The sequence below is a fragment of the Sphingomonas sp. QA11 genome (assembly GCF_028473665.1).
Taxonomy (GTDB): Bacteria; Pseudomonadota; Alphaproteobacteria; order Sphingomonadales; family Sphingomonadaceae; genus Sphingomonas; species Sphingomonas phytovorans.
The window spans coordinates 5,346,661-5,365,046 of record NZ_CP098774.1 but is presented as its reverse complement, the minus strand read 5'-3'; the positions used below and the strand labels follow the sequence as shown (position 1 = coordinate 5,365,046).

General features: G+C 65.6%; 12 protein-coding genes. 8 read left to right on the top strand and 4 right to left on the bottom strand.

The genetic code is table 11. The features are described from left to right. Both NDN01_RS24775 and NDN01_RS24770 read left to right on the top strand, forming a co-directional pair. Entirely contained in the window at positions 1 to 3,183 is a 3,183-nt protein-coding gene (locus NDN01_RS24775) for an efflux RND transporter permease subunit (RefSeq protein ID WP_272624881.1), read from the top strand. After that, complete coding sequence (locus tag NDN01_RS24770) at positions 3,180 to 4,634, top strand: efflux transporter outer membrane subunit (protein WP_272624880.1); 1,455 nt, start codon at positions 3,180 to 3,182, stop codon at positions 4,632 to 4,634. The genes NDN01_RS24775 and NDN01_RS24770 overlap by 4 nt, the downstream gene beginning before the upstream one ends. A 6-nt stretch (positions 4,635 to 4,640) precedes the next feature. Here the strand turns inward: NDN01_RS24770 and NDN01_RS24765 are convergent, their stop codons facing one another. Continuing rightward, positions 4,641 to 5,276: a hypothetical protein gene (locus NDN01_RS24765; protein ID WP_272624879.1), complete on the bottom strand. Its 636-nt coding sequence runs from the start codon at positions 5,274 to 5,276 to the stop codon at positions 4,641 to 4,643. A gap of 105 nt (positions 5,277 to 5,381) precedes the next feature. Between NDN01_RS24765 and NDN01_RS24760 the strand changes: the two genes are divergently transcribed. Genes NDN01_RS24760 through NDN01_RS24750 form a run of 3 tightly spaced genes read left to right on the top strand, consistent with a single transcriptional unit; the run spans position 5,382 to position 6,630 of the window. Continuing rightward, the gene (locus NDN01_RS24760; RefSeq protein WP_272624878.1) at positions 5,382 to 5,831 is read left to right on the top strand and encodes a VOC family protein; all 450 of its coding nucleotides are present in this window, start codon (positions 5,382 to 5,384) and stop codon (positions 5,829 to 5,831) included. A gap of 59 nt (positions 5,832 to 5,890) precedes the next feature. Next, positions 5,891 to 6,160, top strand: a complete 270-nt coding sequence (locus tag NDN01_RS24755; RefSeq protein ID WP_443025173.1) for an ArsR/SmtB family transcription factor — start codon at positions 5,891 to 5,893, stop codon at positions 6,158 to 6,160. Then, positions 6,157 to 6,630, top strand: coding sequence for an SRPBCC domain-containing protein (locus NDN01_RS24750; protein WP_272624877.1), 474 nt, complete (start codon positions 6,157 to 6,159; stop codon positions 6,628 to 6,630). The genes NDN01_RS24755 and NDN01_RS24750 overlap by 4 nt, the downstream gene beginning before the upstream one ends. A gap of 201 nt (positions 6,631 to 6,831) precedes the next feature. On the opposite strand, the gene NDN01_RS24745 is transcribed toward NDN01_RS24750, so the two are convergent. The 3 genes from NDN01_RS24745 to NDN01_RS24735 all read right to left on the bottom strand — a co-directional run bounded on the left by NDN01_RS24745 (position 6,832) and on the right by NDN01_RS24735 (position 12,444). Further along, positions 6,832 to 10,416: an ABC transporter permease/M1 family aminopeptidase gene (locus tag NDN01_RS24745; RefSeq protein ID WP_272624876.1), complete on the bottom strand. Its 3,585-nt coding sequence runs from the start codon at positions 10,414 to 10,416 to the stop codon at positions 6,832 to 6,834. A 5-nt stretch (positions 10,417 to 10,421) separates the two neighbouring features. Continuing rightward, positions 10,422 to 11,300 (bottom strand): ABC transporter ATP-binding protein, encoded by an 879-nt coding sequence (locus NDN01_RS24740; protein WP_272624875.1) that lies wholly within the window; start codon positions 11,298 to 11,300, stop codon positions 10,422 to 10,424. Between the two features lie 211 nt (positions 11,301 to 11,511). Then, positions 11,512 to 12,444, bottom strand: a complete 933-nt coding sequence (locus NDN01_RS24735) for a LysR substrate-binding domain-containing protein (RefSeq protein WP_272624874.1) — start codon at positions 12,442 to 12,444, stop codon at positions 11,512 to 11,514. A gap of 134 nt (positions 12,445 to 12,578) precedes the next feature. Here NDN01_RS24735 and NDN01_RS24730 point away from each other — a divergent pair, with 134 nt between their 5' ends. Genes NDN01_RS24730 through NDN01_RS24720 form a run of 3 tightly spaced genes read left to right on the top strand, consistent with a single transcriptional unit; the run spans position 12,579 to position 18,376 of the window. Further along, the gene (locus NDN01_RS24730; RefSeq protein ID WP_272624873.1) at positions 12,579 to 15,776 is read left to right on the top strand and encodes an efflux RND transporter permease subunit; all 3,198 of its coding nucleotides are present in this window, start codon (positions 12,579 to 12,581) and stop codon (positions 15,774 to 15,776) included. Continuing rightward, entirely contained in the window at positions 15,769 to 16,953 is a 1,185-nt protein-coding gene (locus NDN01_RS24725; protein ID WP_272624872.1) for an efflux RND transporter periplasmic adaptor subunit, read from the top strand. Before NDN01_RS24730 ends, NDN01_RS24725 begins: the two co-directional genes overlap by 8 nt. Positions 16,954 to 16,963: 10 nt before the next feature. Continuing rightward, the gene (locus NDN01_RS24720; protein ID WP_443025172.1) at positions 16,964 to 18,376 is read left to right on the top strand and encodes an efflux transporter outer membrane subunit; all 1,413 of its coding nucleotides are present in this window, start codon (positions 16,964 to 16,966) and stop codon (positions 18,374 to 18,376) included. The last annotated feature ends 10 nt before the right edge of the window (positions 18,377 to 18,386 follow it).

Sequence of the window (18,386 nt, the reverse complement as noted above, 5' to 3'; positions counted from 1 at the left end):
GTGAAGTTTCCCCATTTCTTCATCGAACGACCGATCTTCGCGGCGGTCATGTCAATCCTCATCGTCGTGTTCGGGCTGGTCGCCTATCCCGGCCTGCCCGTGGCGCAATATCCCGAGATCGCGCCACCGACCGTGGTGGTGAGCGCGACCTATCCCGGTGCGACAGCCGAAACCCTGGCCGAAACCGTCGCCGCACCGCTCGAGGAATCGATCAACGGCGTCGAGAACATGCTCTACATGTCCTCGTCGGCGACCGGCGACGGATCGCTGCAGATCACCGTGACGTTCAAGCAAGGCGTCAATGTCGACCAGGCGCAGGTGCTGGTGCAGAACCGGGTCTCCACCGCCGAACCGCGCCTGCCGGCCGAAGTCCGCCAGGTCGGCGTGACGGTGCTGAAGAATTCGCCCGACATCCTTATGGTGATCGCGCTCACCTCGCCCGACGGGTCGCTGCCCCAGCAATATGTGTCCAACTATGCGACGACCCAGATCATCGACCGCATGGCGCGTATCCCCGGCGTCGGCGGCGTGCGCGCGTTCGGCGGACGCGACTATAATATGCGCGTCTGGATCGATCCCGATCGCGCCGCGTCACGCAACCTGACCGTCGACGAGATCGTCGCCGCGATCCGCGCGCAAAATGCCCAGGTCGCGGTCGGATCGGTCGGCGCACCGCCGTTCAACCAGGGCGGCACCGCCTTCCAGCTCGGCATCCAGGCGAAGGGCCGGCTCGCCAATCCGGAGCAGTTCGGCGAAATCATCGTCAAGCGCGACGATCAGGGCCGGCTGACTCGCCTGCGCGATGTCGCCCGCGTCGAAATCGGTGCGCAGGATTACGGCATCAATGCCTTCCTGTCGGGAAAGCCGATGATCGGCATCGCGATCACCCAGTTGCCCGGATCCAACGCGCTGACCACCGCAGAAGCGGTCAAGGCTGATATCGCCGAGGCGTCCAAGGGCTTTCCGCAGGGGATGGCGTACAGCATCCCCTACAACCCGACCGAATATATCCAGGCGTCGATCGAGGCGGTGTATCATACGCTGATCGAGGCGATCGTCTTGGTCGCGCTGGTCGTGCTGCTGTTCCTGCAGAGCTGGCGCGCGACGATCATCCCGCTGATCGCGGTGCCGGTGTCGCTGGTCGGGTCGCTGGCGATGCTCGCCTTGTTCGGCTTCAGCCTCAACAACCTGTCGCTGTTCGGCATGGTGCTGGCGGTCGGTATCGTCGTCGACGACGCGATCGTCGTGGTCGAGAATATCGAACGGCTGATGGAGGAACAGGGCCTGTCGCCCCGGCAGGCGGCGCACGAGACGATGGACGAAGTGTCGGGCGCGCTGATCGCCATCGCGCTGGTGCTGTGCGGCGTGTTCATTCCGACCAGCTTCATCCCCGGCATTTCCGGCGCATTCTACAAGCAGTTCGCGCTGACGATCGTGTCGGCCGCGGTGATCTCCGCCTTCGTCTCGCTGACGCTGTCGCCGGCCCTTGCCGCGATCGTGCTGAAGGCCAAGCACGAGGCGGAGCCGCGGCCCGGCGTGCTTGGCTGGCCCGGCCGGTTCGCGCGCGGCTTCAACCACGGCTTCCAGCGGCTGGGCGAACGCTTCGGCAGGTTCACCGCGCGCGCGGTGCGGGCGCTGGTGCTGGTCGGCATCGTCTATCTCGGCCTGATCGGGCTGGCGGGCTGGCGCTTCAACGCGACACCGACCGGCTTCATCCCGGCGCAGGACCAGGGGTATCTCATCGCGGTCATCCAGCTTCCGCCGGGCGCCTCGCTCCAGCGGACGACCGGCATCATGAGCCAGGCGGCGAAGATCGCGCTGGCCAACAAGGGGACTCAGGCGACCGTCGCCTTTGCCGGCCTTGACGGCGCGACCTTCTCAACCGCGCCCAATGCCGGCGCGATGTTCATCCCGCTGAAGCCGCATGCGAACCGCGCGCATGCCGACGCCATCGCCAACGAACTGCGCCGCGAGTTCGGTGCGATCAACGGCGGCAACATCCTGGTCGTGCCGCCGCCGCCCGTGCGCGGGATCGGCACCGGCGGCGGCTGGAAGATGCTGATCGAGGATCGTACCAATCTCGGCCTCAAGGCGCTTGAGGGTGCAGCCTTCGCGATGATGATGAAGGCGAACCAGACCCCGGGCATCACCAGCGCCTTCACCACCTTCAACACGCGCACCCCGCGCCTGTTCGCCGATATCGATCGCGAGCGGGCGGAGCAGCTCGGCGTGCCGGTGGAGAATGTCTTCTCGACGCTCGGCACCTATCTCGGCTCGACCTATATCAACGACTTCAACTTCCTCGGGCGCACCTATCGCGTGACCGCTCAGGCTGATGCGCCGTATCGCGACCAGGTATCCGATGTCGGCCATCTGCGCACGCGCTCGGCGGCGGGCCTGATGGTCCCGCTCGACGCGGTGATGACGTTGAAGAACGACAGCGGGCCGTATCGGGTGGTGCGGTACAATCTCTATCCCTCGGCCGAATTGCAGGGCGATACGGTGCGCGGTTTCTCGTCCGGCCAGTCGCTGACGACCATGGCGAAGCTTGCCGAGGAGACGTTGCCCAAGGGCATGCGCTTCGAATGGACCGAGCTCGCCTTCCAGCAACAGGCGGCGGGCAACACCGCCGGACTGGTGTTCGGCCTGGCCGTGCTGTTCGTCTTCCTGTTGCTCGCGGCGAATTACGAAAGCGTGGTGCTGCCGCTTGCCGTCATCCTGATCGTGCCGATGTGCCTGCTCGCGGCGATCCTGGGCGTGAACCTGATGGGCGGGGACAACAATATCCTCACCCAGATCGGTCTTGTCGTGCTGATCGGCCTCGCCGCGAAGAACGCGATCCTGATCGTCGAGTTCGCGCGGCAGAACGAGGAGAACGGCATGGAGATGCATGCCGCCGCCGAGCATGCCGCCGAACAGCGCCTGCGCCCAATCGTGATGACCTCGATCGCGTTCATCCTCGGCGTGCTGCCGCTGGTGATCGGTTCCGGCCCCGGCGCCGAGATGCGTCAGGCGCTTGGCGTCGCGGTGTTCTTCGGCATGATCGGCGTCACCACCTTCGGCCTGCTGTTCACGCCAAGTTTCTATGTCATCAGCCGCAAGCTGGGCGACTGGGTTTCGAGCAAGGTGCGGCGCGCAAAGCCGGCTGCGCCACCCGCCGACCCTGCGGGAGAGCCCGCATGATGCGCCGTTTGCCGGGAATCACAGCAGGGGCTACGGCAATCGCCCTTGCCCTTTCCGCCTGTACCGTCGGACCGAATTATGTCCGCCCGGCGACGCCGTCGGTAGCGGCCGGCGGCTTTGCCGAGACGGCCCGAGCCGGCAGCATCGCCGCGACGCCGCTGCCGGATCACTGGTGGCAACTCTATACCGATCCTGTCCTCGACCGGCTCGTCACCGATGCGCTGGCGCACAATACCGATATCCGCACGGCGGCGGCGAACCTTGCCCGGGCCCGCGCCGTCCTGTCCGAGCAACGCGGCGCGCGCTTGCCGACCACCAGCCTCAGTGCTCAGGCGACGCGCAGCCGCACCCCGGCGGTGACCAGCCCCACCGGCAAGTCGTTCGAGGCCGATTTCTACTCCCTCGGCTTCGACGCTTCCTATGAGATCGACCTGTTCGGCGGCGTGACCCGCGCGATCGAGGCGGCACGCGGCGACACCGATGCAGCCGCCGCCCAGCTTGACGCCGCGCGCGTCTCGGTAGCGGCGGAAACGGCGCGCGCTTACGCCCAGGCCTGTTCGAACGCGGCGCAACGCACGGTCGCGCTGGAGACGGTGAAGCTGCAGCAACAGACGCTCGACCTCACCAGAACCCTGTTCGACGCCGGGCGCGGAACACGTAGCGACGTCGAGCGGGCCGACGTGCTGCTCGCCAACACGCAGGCGCAGATTCCGACCTTCGAGGCCGAACGCCGCGCCTCGCTCTATGCACTGGCGACGATGACCGGTCTCGCGCCCGAGGCGATCGACGCCGATGCGGACAAATGCACTGCTCCGCCACGGGTGACGGTGACCGTCCCGGTCGGCGACGGCGCAGCCCTGCTTGCCCGCCGACCCGACGTCCGCGCCGCTGAACGCACGCTGGCCGGCGATACCGCCCGGGTCGGCGTCGCCGTTGCCGATCTCTTTCCCTCGATCCAGCTGCTCGGTTCGGTCGGCTTCGGCGGACGGAAACCCGGGGACATCTTCAAGCCGGCCGGCATTTCCTGGTCACTCGGCCCGCTGATTTCCTGGAACTTCCCCAACATGACGGTCGCCCGCGCGCGTGTCCGCCAGGCCAGGGCAGGCGCCGATGCATCGCTTGCCCGCTTCGACGGAACGGTGCTGACCGCGCTGAAGGAAGTCGAGCAGGCGCTCGCCCGCTATGCCGGCGCCCTGGATCGCAACGCCGCGCTGGTGCGTGCGGAACAGGCAAGCACCGAGGCTGCACGGCTTTCCCGTCTGCGCTTCGACTATGGCGCCGACAGCTTCCTGTTGCTGATCCAGGCGGAACGCGACCGCGCCGATGCCCGCACGGCGCTGGCGCAATCCGACGCAGCGGTATCGGATGCGCAGATCAGCCTGTTCAAGGCGCTGGGCGGCGGTTGGCAGGATGCGCCCTCGCCGGTGCAACGCGATCCCGCTACGCCCTGAACCGCATCAGCCGCCGACGCGCCTGAAGCGGATGATGCGGCCGAACCGTTCGAACACCAGATCGCCCTTGTCGATCGTCAGCGCCGTGCCGCGGAAATCGGCCTTGCCGATATCGTTCGCCTCGAAGCGGAAGCTCAGCCAATAGCCTTTGGACGGGTCGATCGCCACCGGATCGCCCGCCACCTCGAACATCGGCAGGAACATCCGCACGCTGATCGGCGGATCGGTTGCGTCGAGCGGCAACGACAGGCCATCTTCCGACAATTGGCCGCCTTTGTTTCCGCCCCTGGCCGAGGTGAGAACCGCGTCGAAATACTGGAGCGACACGTCCTTTGGCGCCTCAAGCGACAGGCGCAGCGTACCGGCAGGCGCGGGTTTCTGTCCGGTGAAGACGAAACGCGGCGGCGTGACCGGGTCGCTGGTGAGCAGGACGCGACCATTCTTCACCCCCCACGTCCCCTGCCCCGCCTCGTCGAGCGCGCCATAGACAAGACCATAGTCGAACCGCCCGTCGGCGCTGAGGTTGAGCTGGGCGCCCATCTCCATCTGGTGGCCGTCGTAGAGGCCGACCAGCGTCGCGCGATCCTCAGCCGGCGCCGGCATCGCGATGGACGCCAGCAGCATGGCAAGCATGATACGCATCTGCACTCTCTCCACACCACCTGGACGCCTCGTTGCCGGATTGACGCAGGGGAATATATTTTCGTATAACGTTAAATATTGATCGATTCGTGAAGGATGCCCGCCATGGACCGCGCCTCACTCGCCTCCGCCATCTTCTATCGCGATCCGGTGGCTGCCTTCGCCTGGCTCGAAAAGGCCTTCGGCTTCGAGCCCGCGATGCTCATCACTGATCCTGACAACAAGATGGTTCATGCCCAGATGACCTTCGGCAATGGCTATATCATGATCGGCAGCGAATGGGCCGACTATACCGCCAGCCCGGCGAGCATCGGCGGCAAGAACAGCCAGACGGTCCACGTCAACATCGACAGCGATATCGACGCCCATTGCGCGCTGGCGCGTACCGCCGGGGCCGTGATCGAAGAGGAGCCGGCCGATCAATTCTATGGCGACCGTACCTATCGCGCGCGCGATCCGGAAGGGCATGTCTGGACTTTCGGCCAGAATCTGCGGCCCTTTTCGCCCGAGGAATCGGAAAAGACGACCGGCCTCAGGATCGAGATGTTCTCCTGAGCGCGGCGGCCGCGATCGACCGCACGCTCGCCGCGCTTGCCGATCCAAACCGGCGGCGCGTGGTGGAATTGCTGCGCGACCGGCCGCACCGCGCCGGCGAACTGGCCGAGAGTGTCGGGCTGAGCCCCGCCGCGCTCAGCCGGCATCTGCGCACGCTCAAGGCGGGCGGGCTGATCGAGGAAGTTCATCCTGATTATGATGCGCGGGTGCGTATCTATGCGCTGAAGACAGGGTCGATGGCGGGGCTCAAATCCTGGGTGGACCAGACCGAACAGCTCTGGGCAGACCAGCTCGCCGCGCTCAAGGCGCATGTCGAGAAAATGCCATGAGTTCGCGTGTCATGGTCGCGCTACGCATCGCAGCAACGCCGGAGCGCGTGTTCGAGGCTTTCACGCGCGATATCAATTCATGGTGGCGGCCCAACCCGATGTTCCGGTTCACGCAGGCCGGCCCCGGCATGCTCGCGATCGAACCGCTGGTGGGCGGGCGCTTCACCGAGACCCAGGCCGACGGCACCGAGTTCGAGATCGGCAAGGTCACGCACTGGGAACCGGGCGTTCGGCTCGGACTGACCTGGCGCCAGGCGAGCTTTATCGACGACCAGTCGACCCTGGTCGATGTGCGCTTCGAAGCGATCGGCACGGAAACGCGTGTCACGGTCGAGCATCTCGGCTGGGACAGCATCCCGGCTCCACATGCGGCGCGCCACGGCATGGTCGGCATTCAGTTCCTGAAGCGCCATGGCGAGTGGTGGCGGGATCTGCTCGCGGCGGTGAAGGCCGACCTCTCCCGGCCCTGATCGGGCATGCCCCTGCATCCCGATAGGGGGTGAGAACAAAAAAAACGGGCCGGTCCCAAAGGGCCGGCCCGAAAAAGTTTTAGGAGAGGATGCCTGAAAGGCCTGATCGTTGTGCACCGCAGCACGATTGACCGCAAGTGCGTAAAGTCCCGTAGCGATTGTCCCTGATGCAATCAGGTTCGGCAGGCGGCCTCTCGACGCTCACCCCGTCGTCGCGATGACATTGTCCTCGGAGTTGCGGTCGATACGGATATTGTAGGGGTCGGTGCCCGCAAAGGCCGGCTTCCTTGCCGTGACCAGCTTCACGGTCTGCGTCCCGGTCCTCAAAGGCAGGCGCTGGAGAAGCAGCACGTCCTTCTTCGCGAACGCACCGCGCCCCGGCATCGCCGTGAACAGGCCGAATTCCGCCTGCTCGGCCATCGGCGCCTCGGTCTCCTTGCCCTTACCGTCGGCGTAGAGCTTGTGGGCCTCGACCGTCAGGGTGGTTTCGAACCGGCCATCGGGCAGCTTCTTCACCACGGCACCTTTGGTCTTGATGTCGTAAAGCGAAATGCGTTCGAACAGGTCGGTGATCAGCGCCTGCTCTTCGGGGCTGGCGCCTTTCCGGAATTCGGCGATCAGGTCGAGCGAGCGCGGATAAGGCGCGCCCTTGAAGCGGAAGCGTTCGAGATACCGCTTCAGCGCCGCATTGACCCGTTGCTCGCCCAGCGCATCCTTTAGCCGGTACATGACCAGCGACCCCTTGCGGTAGTGGATATATTGCTGGTTCTCAACCCGGTAGAGCGGCAGTTCCTCGATCACCTCGCCGCCGCGGCTGCGGAGATAGCGGTCGAGCTCGAACTTCAGGAAACGGCGGATCTGGTCACGGCCGTAAAGCTTCTCCATCACCATCAGCGCTGAATATTGCGCCAGCGTTTCCGTGAGCATCGTCGCGCCCTGCATGTCGGCACCGATCGCCTGATGCGCCCACCATTGATGGCCCAGTTCATGCGCCGTGACATAGGTGACATAGTCGATCTTCTCCGGATCGGAGAGGTCCGCGATGAAACCGATGCCTTCCGAATAGGGCATGGTGCCGGCGAACGCCTGGGCGAACTGCGCATAATCGGGGAACTCGATGATGCGCGCCTGCCGGAACTGATAGGGACCGAAATTCGGCTGATAATAATTGAGCCCGTGCGCGAAGGCGGCGAGCATGCGATCGACGTTCCGGCCGTGGCGGGCATCGTAATAGACCGACAGGTCTACGCCGTGGTGCATCACATGCTTTTCCACGTAGCGCGCCGACTGGACCGAATAGAAATTCTGGATCGGGGCATCGACGACGAAGCGCGCGGTGCGACGACCGTTCGCGGTCGTATCGCTGACCTTGTAGCCGGGCGCGATCGGCGTCTGGCCGGCATCGGTGGTGACGGTGATGTCGGTCTTGATCCAGTCAGTACGTAGCTGGCTGAAACGCGTCGCGGCCATGTCCTCCAGCTTCGCCGGCCGAAGCTCCGGCGGAAGGCCGTATTTGCGGCGCTTGGTCCGGTCCTGCAGCAACCCGTTCCGGTCCATGCCGATCGTCGGCACGAATTCGAAATTATTGACGAAGGTGCCGTTCTGCACGACCCGCGTATCGTTACCGCTGTTGCGGAAGCCACGCTGGGTCCGCTCGCTGCGGAAGGTCAGGCTGGTCTCACCGCCCGGCGCAAGCGGCGCCGCGAGCCGGTAGATACGGTACTGGAATTTCGGATAATCCCGCACCAGCGTCACGCCCGGAATGGCGATCGACCCGATCTTCGTCACGCGATCGTCCAGGCGGACGTGCACGTCGCGGATCGGCCCGGAGGTCCGGTTGACCAGAGTCAGGACGCCCTTCGCGCTGAGCCCTGGCTCCTGGGGGCGCAGGTCCACCGCGACGCGCGCCGCCGCGACGGAGAGCTGGGGCAGCTTCTGGTAGGGCAGCAGCGTCTTTTCATATTCTGCCGTGAAAGCGTCGTCGGAGACGGGCGTGCTGTACCTGTTCCAGACATGGGTGTTGATGAAGATGTACACCCCGCTCGCGACGAACACCGCGAACGCAACGCCGCCAACCAGCCCGGCCGTGCCGGACAACCGGCGAGGGAGACGTTTGAGCCGCGGCCGCAGCCGGGTCTCGGTGCCGCGCCGCCAGAGCGCATGCGCCAGCACCAGCAGGATCAGCGCGAAAGCCGACCAGTAGAGCCGCAGCCAGTACGCCCCGATCCAGAAACGCCCCTGCCCATTCATGTCGGACAGCGGCACGCCCGGGATTTGCCCGTAATTATAGAGCGCATCGCCGAAGCCGAGATTGCGCAACGTGACCCGGACGATGATGAAATAGAACACCATCAGGCCCCAGCCGAGATATTTGTTCGGGCTGAGCGCCTGGATGAAGACGGCAAGCACCGCGATCAGCGTGAAGCCGATCGTGTCGGGCAGCACGTACCAGAGGAGATATTTGCCGAGCTCGACGTCGGTATAGCCGTGGAACAGCTGCGCCCCAAGGCCGGCAAGCACGCTGACCAGCAGGGTCGACAACATCACCAGCAGGACAGCGAGCGCCTTCGGCACCACATAGGCCCAGTCGGGAATCGCCGACGCATCGATGATCTCATGGATCTTGCGGTCGCGCTCGCGCCAGACGAGTTCGCCGGCATAATAGATCGCGATGATCACCGGGACGATGCTGAAGGATCCTTCGAGCAGGCCGATCACCACGCGCGTCACCGGCAGCACCGGCGTGCCGAACAATTCGCCGATATCGACCATCGCGCCAGCCGCGTTGAACAGGCCGAGCGCCATCAGGACGAAAAAGGCCGGGCTCTTGAACACCTGGCCGAGCTCGAGCGCGGTCCGCACGCGGAGTTGGGCGAAGGCAGTCGCGCGACCGAAGCTGGGTACAGGCAACGGACCGGCCTGACCGGACGGCGCGCGCGCTTCGACCTGCTGCTGAAGCCTCAATGCGCGCCTGCTCGCCTTTGACGGCCTGGTGCCGAAACTGAAGGTGGCGACCGCCACCGCCAGCGCGCCAACGCCGATCGCGATGACGATGGCGCGGTTCCACAGGAACATGCCGTCGATCGGCGGGACGAGCGTGTTGCGATCCGCCGCCGTCCAGTATTTGGTCGCATAGGAAAAGGCACCGACGCCGAACGGCTCGCCATAGGCCCCCGCCAGTTCATAGGCCGGGTTGCGATCGAGCACGACACTGGCGATCGTCCACAGGATCAGGAACCCGACGACACCGAGATAGGTCGCCATCATCGACCGGGTTGCCGTCGCAAGTGCGAAGAACAGCGCCGAAGTGAGCAGCAGGTTTGGCAGCCCGACCAGCAGAAAGGGCATCGCATAATAAGAGAAGATGTTCGGGCCGAGCACCTCGCGGTCGACCCAGGGCATGAAGGTGCCGATCCAGATGCCGGCCAGAACGGCAAGGAAGCCAAGCGCGGCGGCCACATAGGCGCCGGAATAGCGGCCAAGCAGATAGGCGCTGCGGGTGATTCGCGTGGCGCGCACGATCGGGCCGAAGCCGGTCTCGTCGTCGCGCACGACCACATTGGCGACGAATGCGGTCGAGACGAACATGTAGAAGACCGACATGATCATCACGACCTGCGCGATCGCATAGGGCGCGTTCTTGTGGACGTTGCCGCCCGATCCGATCTGGATCTGGTCGATCGTGGTCGCGCCGAAGCCGCACAGGAAGAAGGCGACCACCGCGACCCAGAAGACCGGATTACGCAGCTGGTAGCGGAGCTCGAAGCCGAAGATGCCGCGGAACATGGGCGTCAGGCCGCGCGGCGCGAGGTATCGAGCGTCGAGAAATAGACATCCTCAAGGCCCCCTGACACCGGGTGGAAGCCGGCATCGGGTGCGGCATCGGCAAGGACATGGATGACCGTCCGCCCCGCGAACAAGCGCGTCGAGATCACGCGGTGCTGCTCGCGATATCCCTCGAGTTCCGCGCGGTCGATGGTCTTTTCCCAGATGCGCCCCTGAGTCGCCGCGATCAGATCGAGCGGCGCGCCCTCAAGCAGGATGCGACCGCCCGCCAGCACCGCCATGCGCGGGCAGAGATCGGCCACGTCCTCGACGATATGAGTCGACAGGATCACCACGACGCTGTCGCCGATCTCGCCGAGCAGGTTGAGGAAGCGGTTGCGCTCCTCCGGGTCGAGACCGGCGGTCGGCTCGTCGACGATGATCAGCTTCGGCCCGCCGATCAGCGCCTGGGCGATACCGAAACGCTGGCGCATGCCGCCGGAGAAGCCAGCCAGCGCTTTCTTGCGGACACCCCAGAGATTGACCTGGTTGAGCAATCCCTCGACCGTCGCCTTGCGCTCGCCGCGGCCGGATATGCCCTTCAGCACCGCCATGTGATCGAGCATGTCGTAGGCCGACACGCGCGGATAGACGCCGAAGTCCTGCGGCAGATAGCCGAGCATCCGGCGCAGCTTCTCCGGCTCGGCGATGACATCAAGCCCGTCGAAGTCGATGCTGCCCGATGTCGGCGTCTGCAGGGTCGCGACCGTGCGCATCAGGGTCGACTTGCCGGCGCCGTTGGGGCCGAGCAGCCCGAACATGCCGGGCGGGATGGTCAGGTCGACGCCATCCAGCGCCACCGTGCCGTTGCCATAGACATGGGTGAGCTTCTCGATCTTCAGCATGGATTCCCTCCGGTCGGAGCAAAGCCTATCAGGTGTATTGCGCTTGTAAAGCAGCAAGAGAACCGACGCATACGGGCAAGGAGACGAAAGTCATATCGACCTTGCAGGTCGGGGATCGGGGGGGGGGGCTTCAAGAATAGCCGTATTCAAGTGGCAGCGCAGCCAATCCCGATGGCTGCGAGTTCCGCATCATGAACTACTAGCCACGTGCTTATGGTCCATTCCGGGGCGGGATGTTCTGTTGCGAGACGTCCGACCCCGATGCTTCGAGAATGTCGAGGAACTGCCGCGCGACCACGCCAGCGGCATTCTTCGCGCTGAGGATCCAGAGCGAGGAGATCGCCTTCTTGTCCCGCAGCGGGCGATAGACCAGCCCGGCCGGCTGGAGCGCGCGCAGCGATTCTGCCAGCACCGCCGTGCCCAGTCCGGCGACGACCAGGCCGAACAGAGTCGATATCTCGCGAACGTCCTGCGCCATGATCGGCTCGACGCCAACCTCGTGCAGCATGTCGAGGAAATGCCCGGCGAAGCTGCCCTTCTGCTCGCTCGAATAGAAGATCATCGGCTCGCCGTGCAGGTCCTTGAACGACAGGCTGGCCTTGCGGGCAAAGCGATGGTCCGATCGCATCGCGATATAGAGCCGTTCCTCAAGCACGCGCGTCGCGATGATGCCGGGCGGCACCAGCGGCGGCGTCGGGCTGCGCAGGAAGCTGATGTCGATCTCGCCGGCCGCGAGTTCGGCGACCTGCGCGCCTGGTGAAAGTTCGAGCAGTTCGATCCGCATCTCCGGATAGCGTTGCCGGAAATCGAAGATCGCGCGGGCAACCGCGGGCACGAACGGCGCGGAAGGATTGAACCCTACCGTGAGTCTGCCGAAATCCCCCCGCGCCGCGCGCTTCGCCACGTCCACCGCATGCTCGGCCTGAGTCAGGGTGGCGCGGGCCTGGTCAAGGAAGACCCGGCCGGCCTCCGTCAGCACCACCTTGCGACTGCTCCGTTCGAACAGGCGCACACCAAGCTCATCCTCCAGCGCCCTGATCTGCTGGCTGAGCGGCGGTTGCGACACGCCCAGATGCTGTGCCGCGCGCCCGAAATGCAGTTCATCGGCGACGGCGACGAAATATCGCAGATGGCGAAGTTCCATGATCGATATGTCGCACGTCTTGATCCGGGGTCAAATCATATTGGACGCAAGTGCAGCAAAAGCTCATTCGGCCGCCAGAAGACTCAGTCGCATTCCCTCCCCGGGACCCGGAGATCCGCCATGATCGGACCCAAATGATCGGTATCGTCAAGGTAGCGCTGGCACGTCCGCTGACCTTCATCGTCATGGCCATCCTGATCGCCATCGTCGGCGTGCTGGCGGCGGCGCGCACCCCGGTCGATATCTTCCCCGAGATCCGCGTGCCGGTGATTGCCACGGCCTGGAACTATGCCGGCCTGTCGCCCGAGGACATGTCGGGCCGGATCATCACGCCGTACGAGCGCATCCTGACCACCACGGTAAACGATATCGATCATATCGAGAGCCAGTCGATGCCCGGTATCGGCATCGTGAAGATCTATTTTCAGCCGGGCGTCGATATCCGCACCGCCACCGCTCAGGTGACGTCGGTATCGCAGACGGCGGTGCGGCAGATGCCCGTCGGCACCACGCCCCCGCTGATCCTGAACTACAACGCCTCCACCGTGCCGATCCTTCAGCTCGCGCTGTCGGGCAAGGGGCTGTCCGAAGGGCGCATGTTCGATCTTGCGCAGAACAATATCCGGCCTGCGCTGGTGACGGTGCCCGGCGCCGCCATCCCCTATCCCTCGGGCGGGCGGTCGCGCCAGATCCAGATCGACATGGATCCGCAGGCGCTCCAGTCAAAAGGGCTCTCGGCGCAGGACGTGACCAATGCCATCGCCGCGCAGAACCAGATCAACCCGGCCGGCTTCGTCAAGATCGGCGGCTATCAGTACACCGTCCGGCTCAACAACGCGCCGGGATCGATCGAGGAGCTCAACGCGCTGCCGATCAAGGTGGTCGATGGCGGCACCATCTATATGCGCGATGTCGCCCATGTCCGCGACGGTACCGCGCCGCAGACCAACGTCGTGCATGTCGACGGATCGCGATCCGTTCTGATGACGATCCTGAAGAACGGCGCGACCTCCACCCTGGCGATCGTGCAGGGAATCAAGGACGCGTTGCCGGGCGCGCAGGCGAGCTTGCCGGACGCGTTGAAGATCGTGCCGATCGGCGACCAGTCCCTGTTCGTGAAGGCAGCGATCAACGGCGTGATCAAGGAAGGCGCGATCGCGGCCGCGCTGACCAGCCTGATGATCCTGCTGTTCCTGGGATCGTGGCGATCGACCGTCATCATCGCCATTTCCATTCCGCTCGCGATCCTCGCCGCGCTGATCGCGCTGGCCGCCACGGGCCAGACGCTGAACATCATGACCTTGGGCGGGCTGAGCCTCGCGGTCGGCATTCTGGTCGACGACGCGACGGTGACGATCGAGAACATCAACTGGCACATGGAACAGGGCAAGGGTGTCATCCCCTCGATCCTCGACGGCGCCGCTCAGATCGTGACGCCAGCCTTCGTCTCGCTACTGTGCATCTGCATCGTATTCGTGCCGATGTTCTTCCTGCCGGGAGTCGCCGGTTTCCTGTTCGTGCCGCTCGCGTTCGCCGTGGTGTTCGCGATGATCGCATCGTTCATCCTGTCACGCACGCTTGTCCCGACCATGGCGATGTTCCTGCTGAAACCACATGCGCCCGGTCATCTTCACGAGGCGGGCAGGCCGGATTCGCGCAACCCGCTCGTCCGTTTCCAGCGCGGGTTCGAGGCGCGGTTCGAACGCATCCGCACCGGATATGGCGCCCTGCTTGAACGCGCGCTCGGCTCCGGCCGGCGCTTCGTGATCGGCTTCCTGGCGGTCGTGGCCGTATCGTTCCTGCTGGTGCCGTTCCTCGGACAGAATTTCTTCCCGTCGGTCGATGCCGGACAGATCACCATGCACGTCCGAACCCCGGTAGGCTCACGCATCGAACAGACATCGGCTGAGTTCGACCGTATCCAGCGCCGCATTCGCCAGATCATCCCGGCGCAGGAACTGGTCTCGATCGTCGACAATATCGGCCTGCCGTTCAGCGGCATCAACGTGATCTACAACAATTCCGGCACGATCGGTCCACAGGACGGCGACATCCTAATCCAGCTTTCGAAGGACCATGCGCCGACGGCCGACTATGTCCGCCAGCTGCGCGAGGCGCTGCCCGGCGGCTTCCCCGGCACGACCTTCTCCTTCCTGCCCGCCGACATCACCAGCCAGATCCTGAATTTCGGTGCGCCAGCGCCGATCGACGTGCAGATCGCGGGCGGGCGGGACCAGGCCGCCAACTATGCCTATGCGCGCAATATCCTGCGCAAGCTCCAGACCATTCCGGGCGTGGCCGACGCGCGCATCCAGCAATCGGCGCGCTATCCCGAGATGCGTGTCGCGGTCGACCGCAGCCGGATCAGCCAGTTCGGCCTGACCGAACGCGACGTGACCAACGGCCTGTCGGGCGCGCTCGCCGGATCGGGCCAGACATCCCCGGTCTTCTACCTCAACCCCGAGAACGGCGTGTCCTATTCGGTCGTCGCGCAGACGCCGGAATATCAGATTGGATCGCTCAGCGACCTGCAGAACATCCCGATCACCGGTGCCGGCCATGCCGGATCCCAGGTGCTCGGCGGCATCTCCACCCTCGTGCGCGGAAACGCGGCCGCGGTCGTTTCCCACTACAATATCGCGCCATCGATCGATATTTTCGCGACGCCCAACGGCCGCGATCTCGGCGCCGTGGCCGGCGACATCAACCATGTGCTGAAACAGATGAAAGCGCAGGCGCCCAAGGGCGTGACCGTCACGCTGCGCGGCCAGTACCAGACGATGAACACCGCCTTTTCCGGCCTGTTCTTCGGCCTGATCGGCGCGATCCTGCTGATCTACCTGCTGATCGTGGTGAACTTCCAGAGCTGGCTCGATCCGTTCGTCATCATCACCGCCCTGCCCGGCGCAATCGCCGGCATCATCTGGATGCTGTTCATCACCGGCACCACGCTGTCGGTGCCGGCGCTGACTGGTGCGATCATGTGCATGGGCGTCGCCACCGCCAACTCGATCCTGGTCGTCAGCTTCGCGCGCGAACGGCTCGCCGAGCATGCCGATGCGACGAAGGCAGCCCTCGAGGCGGGGATGACGCGGTTCCGCCCGGTGCTGATGACCGCGCTCGCCATGATCATCGGCATGCTGCCGATGGCGCTGGGCCTTGGCGAGGGCGGCGAGCAGAACGCGCCACTGGGCCGCGCGGTGATCGGCGGGCTGATCGTGGCGACGATCGCAACGTTGATGTTCGTCCCGGTGATCTTCAGCATCGCCCATCGCCGGGACGCCGAAAAGGCAAGCAAGCGCGCCGCCGCGCTGGAGGAATCGCATGCTTGAAACCCGTATCGATACCGTTGATTCACGGCCCAGGACCAAACTGCGCCTCTTCGCCATCGTCGCCGTGGCGATCGCCTTGCTGGTCGTCGCGTTCGGCATCTTCAGCCGGATGCGCACTGAAAGCAGCCTGACACGCTGGACCGACGCTCAATCGACCCCGGTCGTCACGATCATCCGCCCGACGGCTGCCGAAAAGGCCGAGGCGCTGACCCTGCCGGGAAGCGTCCAGGCCTATAACAGCGCCGCGATCTATGCCCGCACCACCGGCTATATCAGCCGCTGGTTCGTCGATATCGGCGATCCCGTCCGCGCCGGGCAGGTTCTTGCGGTGCTCGACGCGCCCGAGGTCGACCAGCAGGTCGCCGCCGCCCGGGCCGATCTCCAGACCGCCCAGGCCAATCGCGCACTCGCCCAGTCGACCGCCACGCGCTGGAACAACCTGCTGGCGAAGGACGCGGTGTCGAAGCAGGAGACCGACGAGAAGATCGGCGATCTGGCCGCCAAGACCGCGATCGCCAACGCAGCAAGCGCGAATGTCCGCCGGCTTGGTGCGCTGCAAGGCTTCACGCACCTCGTGGCGCCCTTCTCCGGCGTGGTCACCAGCCGCTCGACCCAGATCGGCGCGCTCGTCACCGCCGGCACCGCCGCCTCGACCCCGCTCTTCACCGTCGCGGATATCGGGCGGATGCGCGTCTATGTTCGCGTGCCCCAGCCCTATTCGGGCGCCTTCCACCCAGGCCTGCACGCCTCGCTCAGCGTGCCGGAATATCCGGGGCGCGATTTTGACATCCAGCTCGTGCGGAGCGCCGGCGCGGTCGATCCCCAGTCGGGCACGGTGCTGATGGAGTTCCAGGCAGCGAATGGCGACAAGGCGCTGAAGCCGGGCGCCTACGCCCAGGTGAAGCTGCCGCTCGGCGCGGGCAGTCCGGGCGCCGGCGTCCGCCTGCCGCCGAGCGCGATGATCATCGGCGCGAACGGCACGCAGGTCGCCGTGATCGGGCCGGACGGCAAGGCCTTGCTCAAGACGGTCACGATCGGCCGCGACAATGGCGACAATGTCGAGATCAGCGCCGGGCTGAACGCCAGCGACCGCGTGATCGACAACCCACCCGACTCGCTCCAGACCGGCGATGCGGTGCGCACGACCAGGCCGGGGGCCACCCGTGCGGCAAGCTGAGATGGGTAGCGTGTCACTTCCAAACCCTCCGCTGAGGAGAAGGGGATTTGTAGCCGCGCTCCTTGCAACCGCCCTCACCGCCTGTTCGCTGGCCCCGCCCGAAACGCTCCCGCCCAGCCCTGCCGCGCCGGCCTACAAGGAACTCGGCGCGTGGCAGCCCGTCGCCGCGACGCCGCCCGAGGCCGGCAAATGGTGGACATTGTTCGCCGATCCGACACTCAACGATCTGGAATCCCGGATCGAGGCGGCCAATCCGGATCTGGCCGCGGCGGTCGCTCGCTACGACCAGGCCCGCGCCGCGCTGCGCGAGGCGGGCGCGCAAGCGCTGCCGCGCGTTGATGCCGGCGCGCTTGCCGGGCGCTCACGCGTCTCCGCTGGGCGCCCCTTCGGCTCTGGCACGGCGGTAACCGACAATGACCTGCGCATCGGTGCCTCGCTTTCCTATGAGATCGACCTGTTCGGCCGGGTGCGCAATTCGATCAAGGCCGGTGCGGCCGATGCCCGCGCCAGCGCACAGGATCTTGCCGGCGTGCGGCTCGGTCTCCAGGCGGCGCTGGCTGACAATTATGTGCGGATGCGCGGACTCGATGCACGCATCACCCTGCTCAGGCAGACAGTTGAAGCGTTCCAGCGCGCCTATGACCTGACGGATACGCGGCATGCCGGCGGCATTGCCTCCGGTATCGACGTCAGCCGTGCCGCCGCCATCCTGTCGAGCGCAAAGGCAGAACTGTCTTCCATCGCCGCGGATCGTGCCGCGCTTGAACACGCGGTCGCGATCCTGGTGGGCGAATCCCCGTCCAGCTTCTCGCTGCCGGTATCCGGTGCCCCGTTCGTTCCACCGGCGATCCCCGTCGGCGTGCCGTCCGACCTGCTCCAGCGCCGTCCCGACATCGCCGCCGCGGCCGAGCGCATCGCGGCCGCCAACGCCCGGATCGGCGTCGCGCGCGCCGCGCTCTACCCCTCGCTCAGCCTGGGCGGGGCCGGCGGATTCGAGGCAGGCAACACGAGCATCTTCAGCGCGCCGAACGCTTTCTGGGCACTCGGGCCGCTGTCGGCCGCTTTATCGATCTTCGACGGCGGCGCCCGGCAGGCCCGGGTGAAGATCAGCCGGGCGCAATATGACGAAGCCGCCGCGAGCTATCGTTCGACCGTGCTGACCGCCTTCCGCGAAGTAGAGGACGATCTCGCCCGCGCCCGCCATCTTGCGGTGCAGGAAGCCGACCAGCAGAACGCGACGACCGCCGCCGAACGCACCCGCGACCTCGCCCTGATCCGTTATCGCGACGGGGCGTCGGATTATCTTGAGGTGGTGACGGCCCAGACCGCAGCGCTCGACGCGCAGCGTTCCCTGCTTGATGTGCGCACCAGCCGGTTGCAGATCGCGGTGGCGACGGTGCAGGCGGTCGGCGGGGTGTATTGAGAAGCGGCCC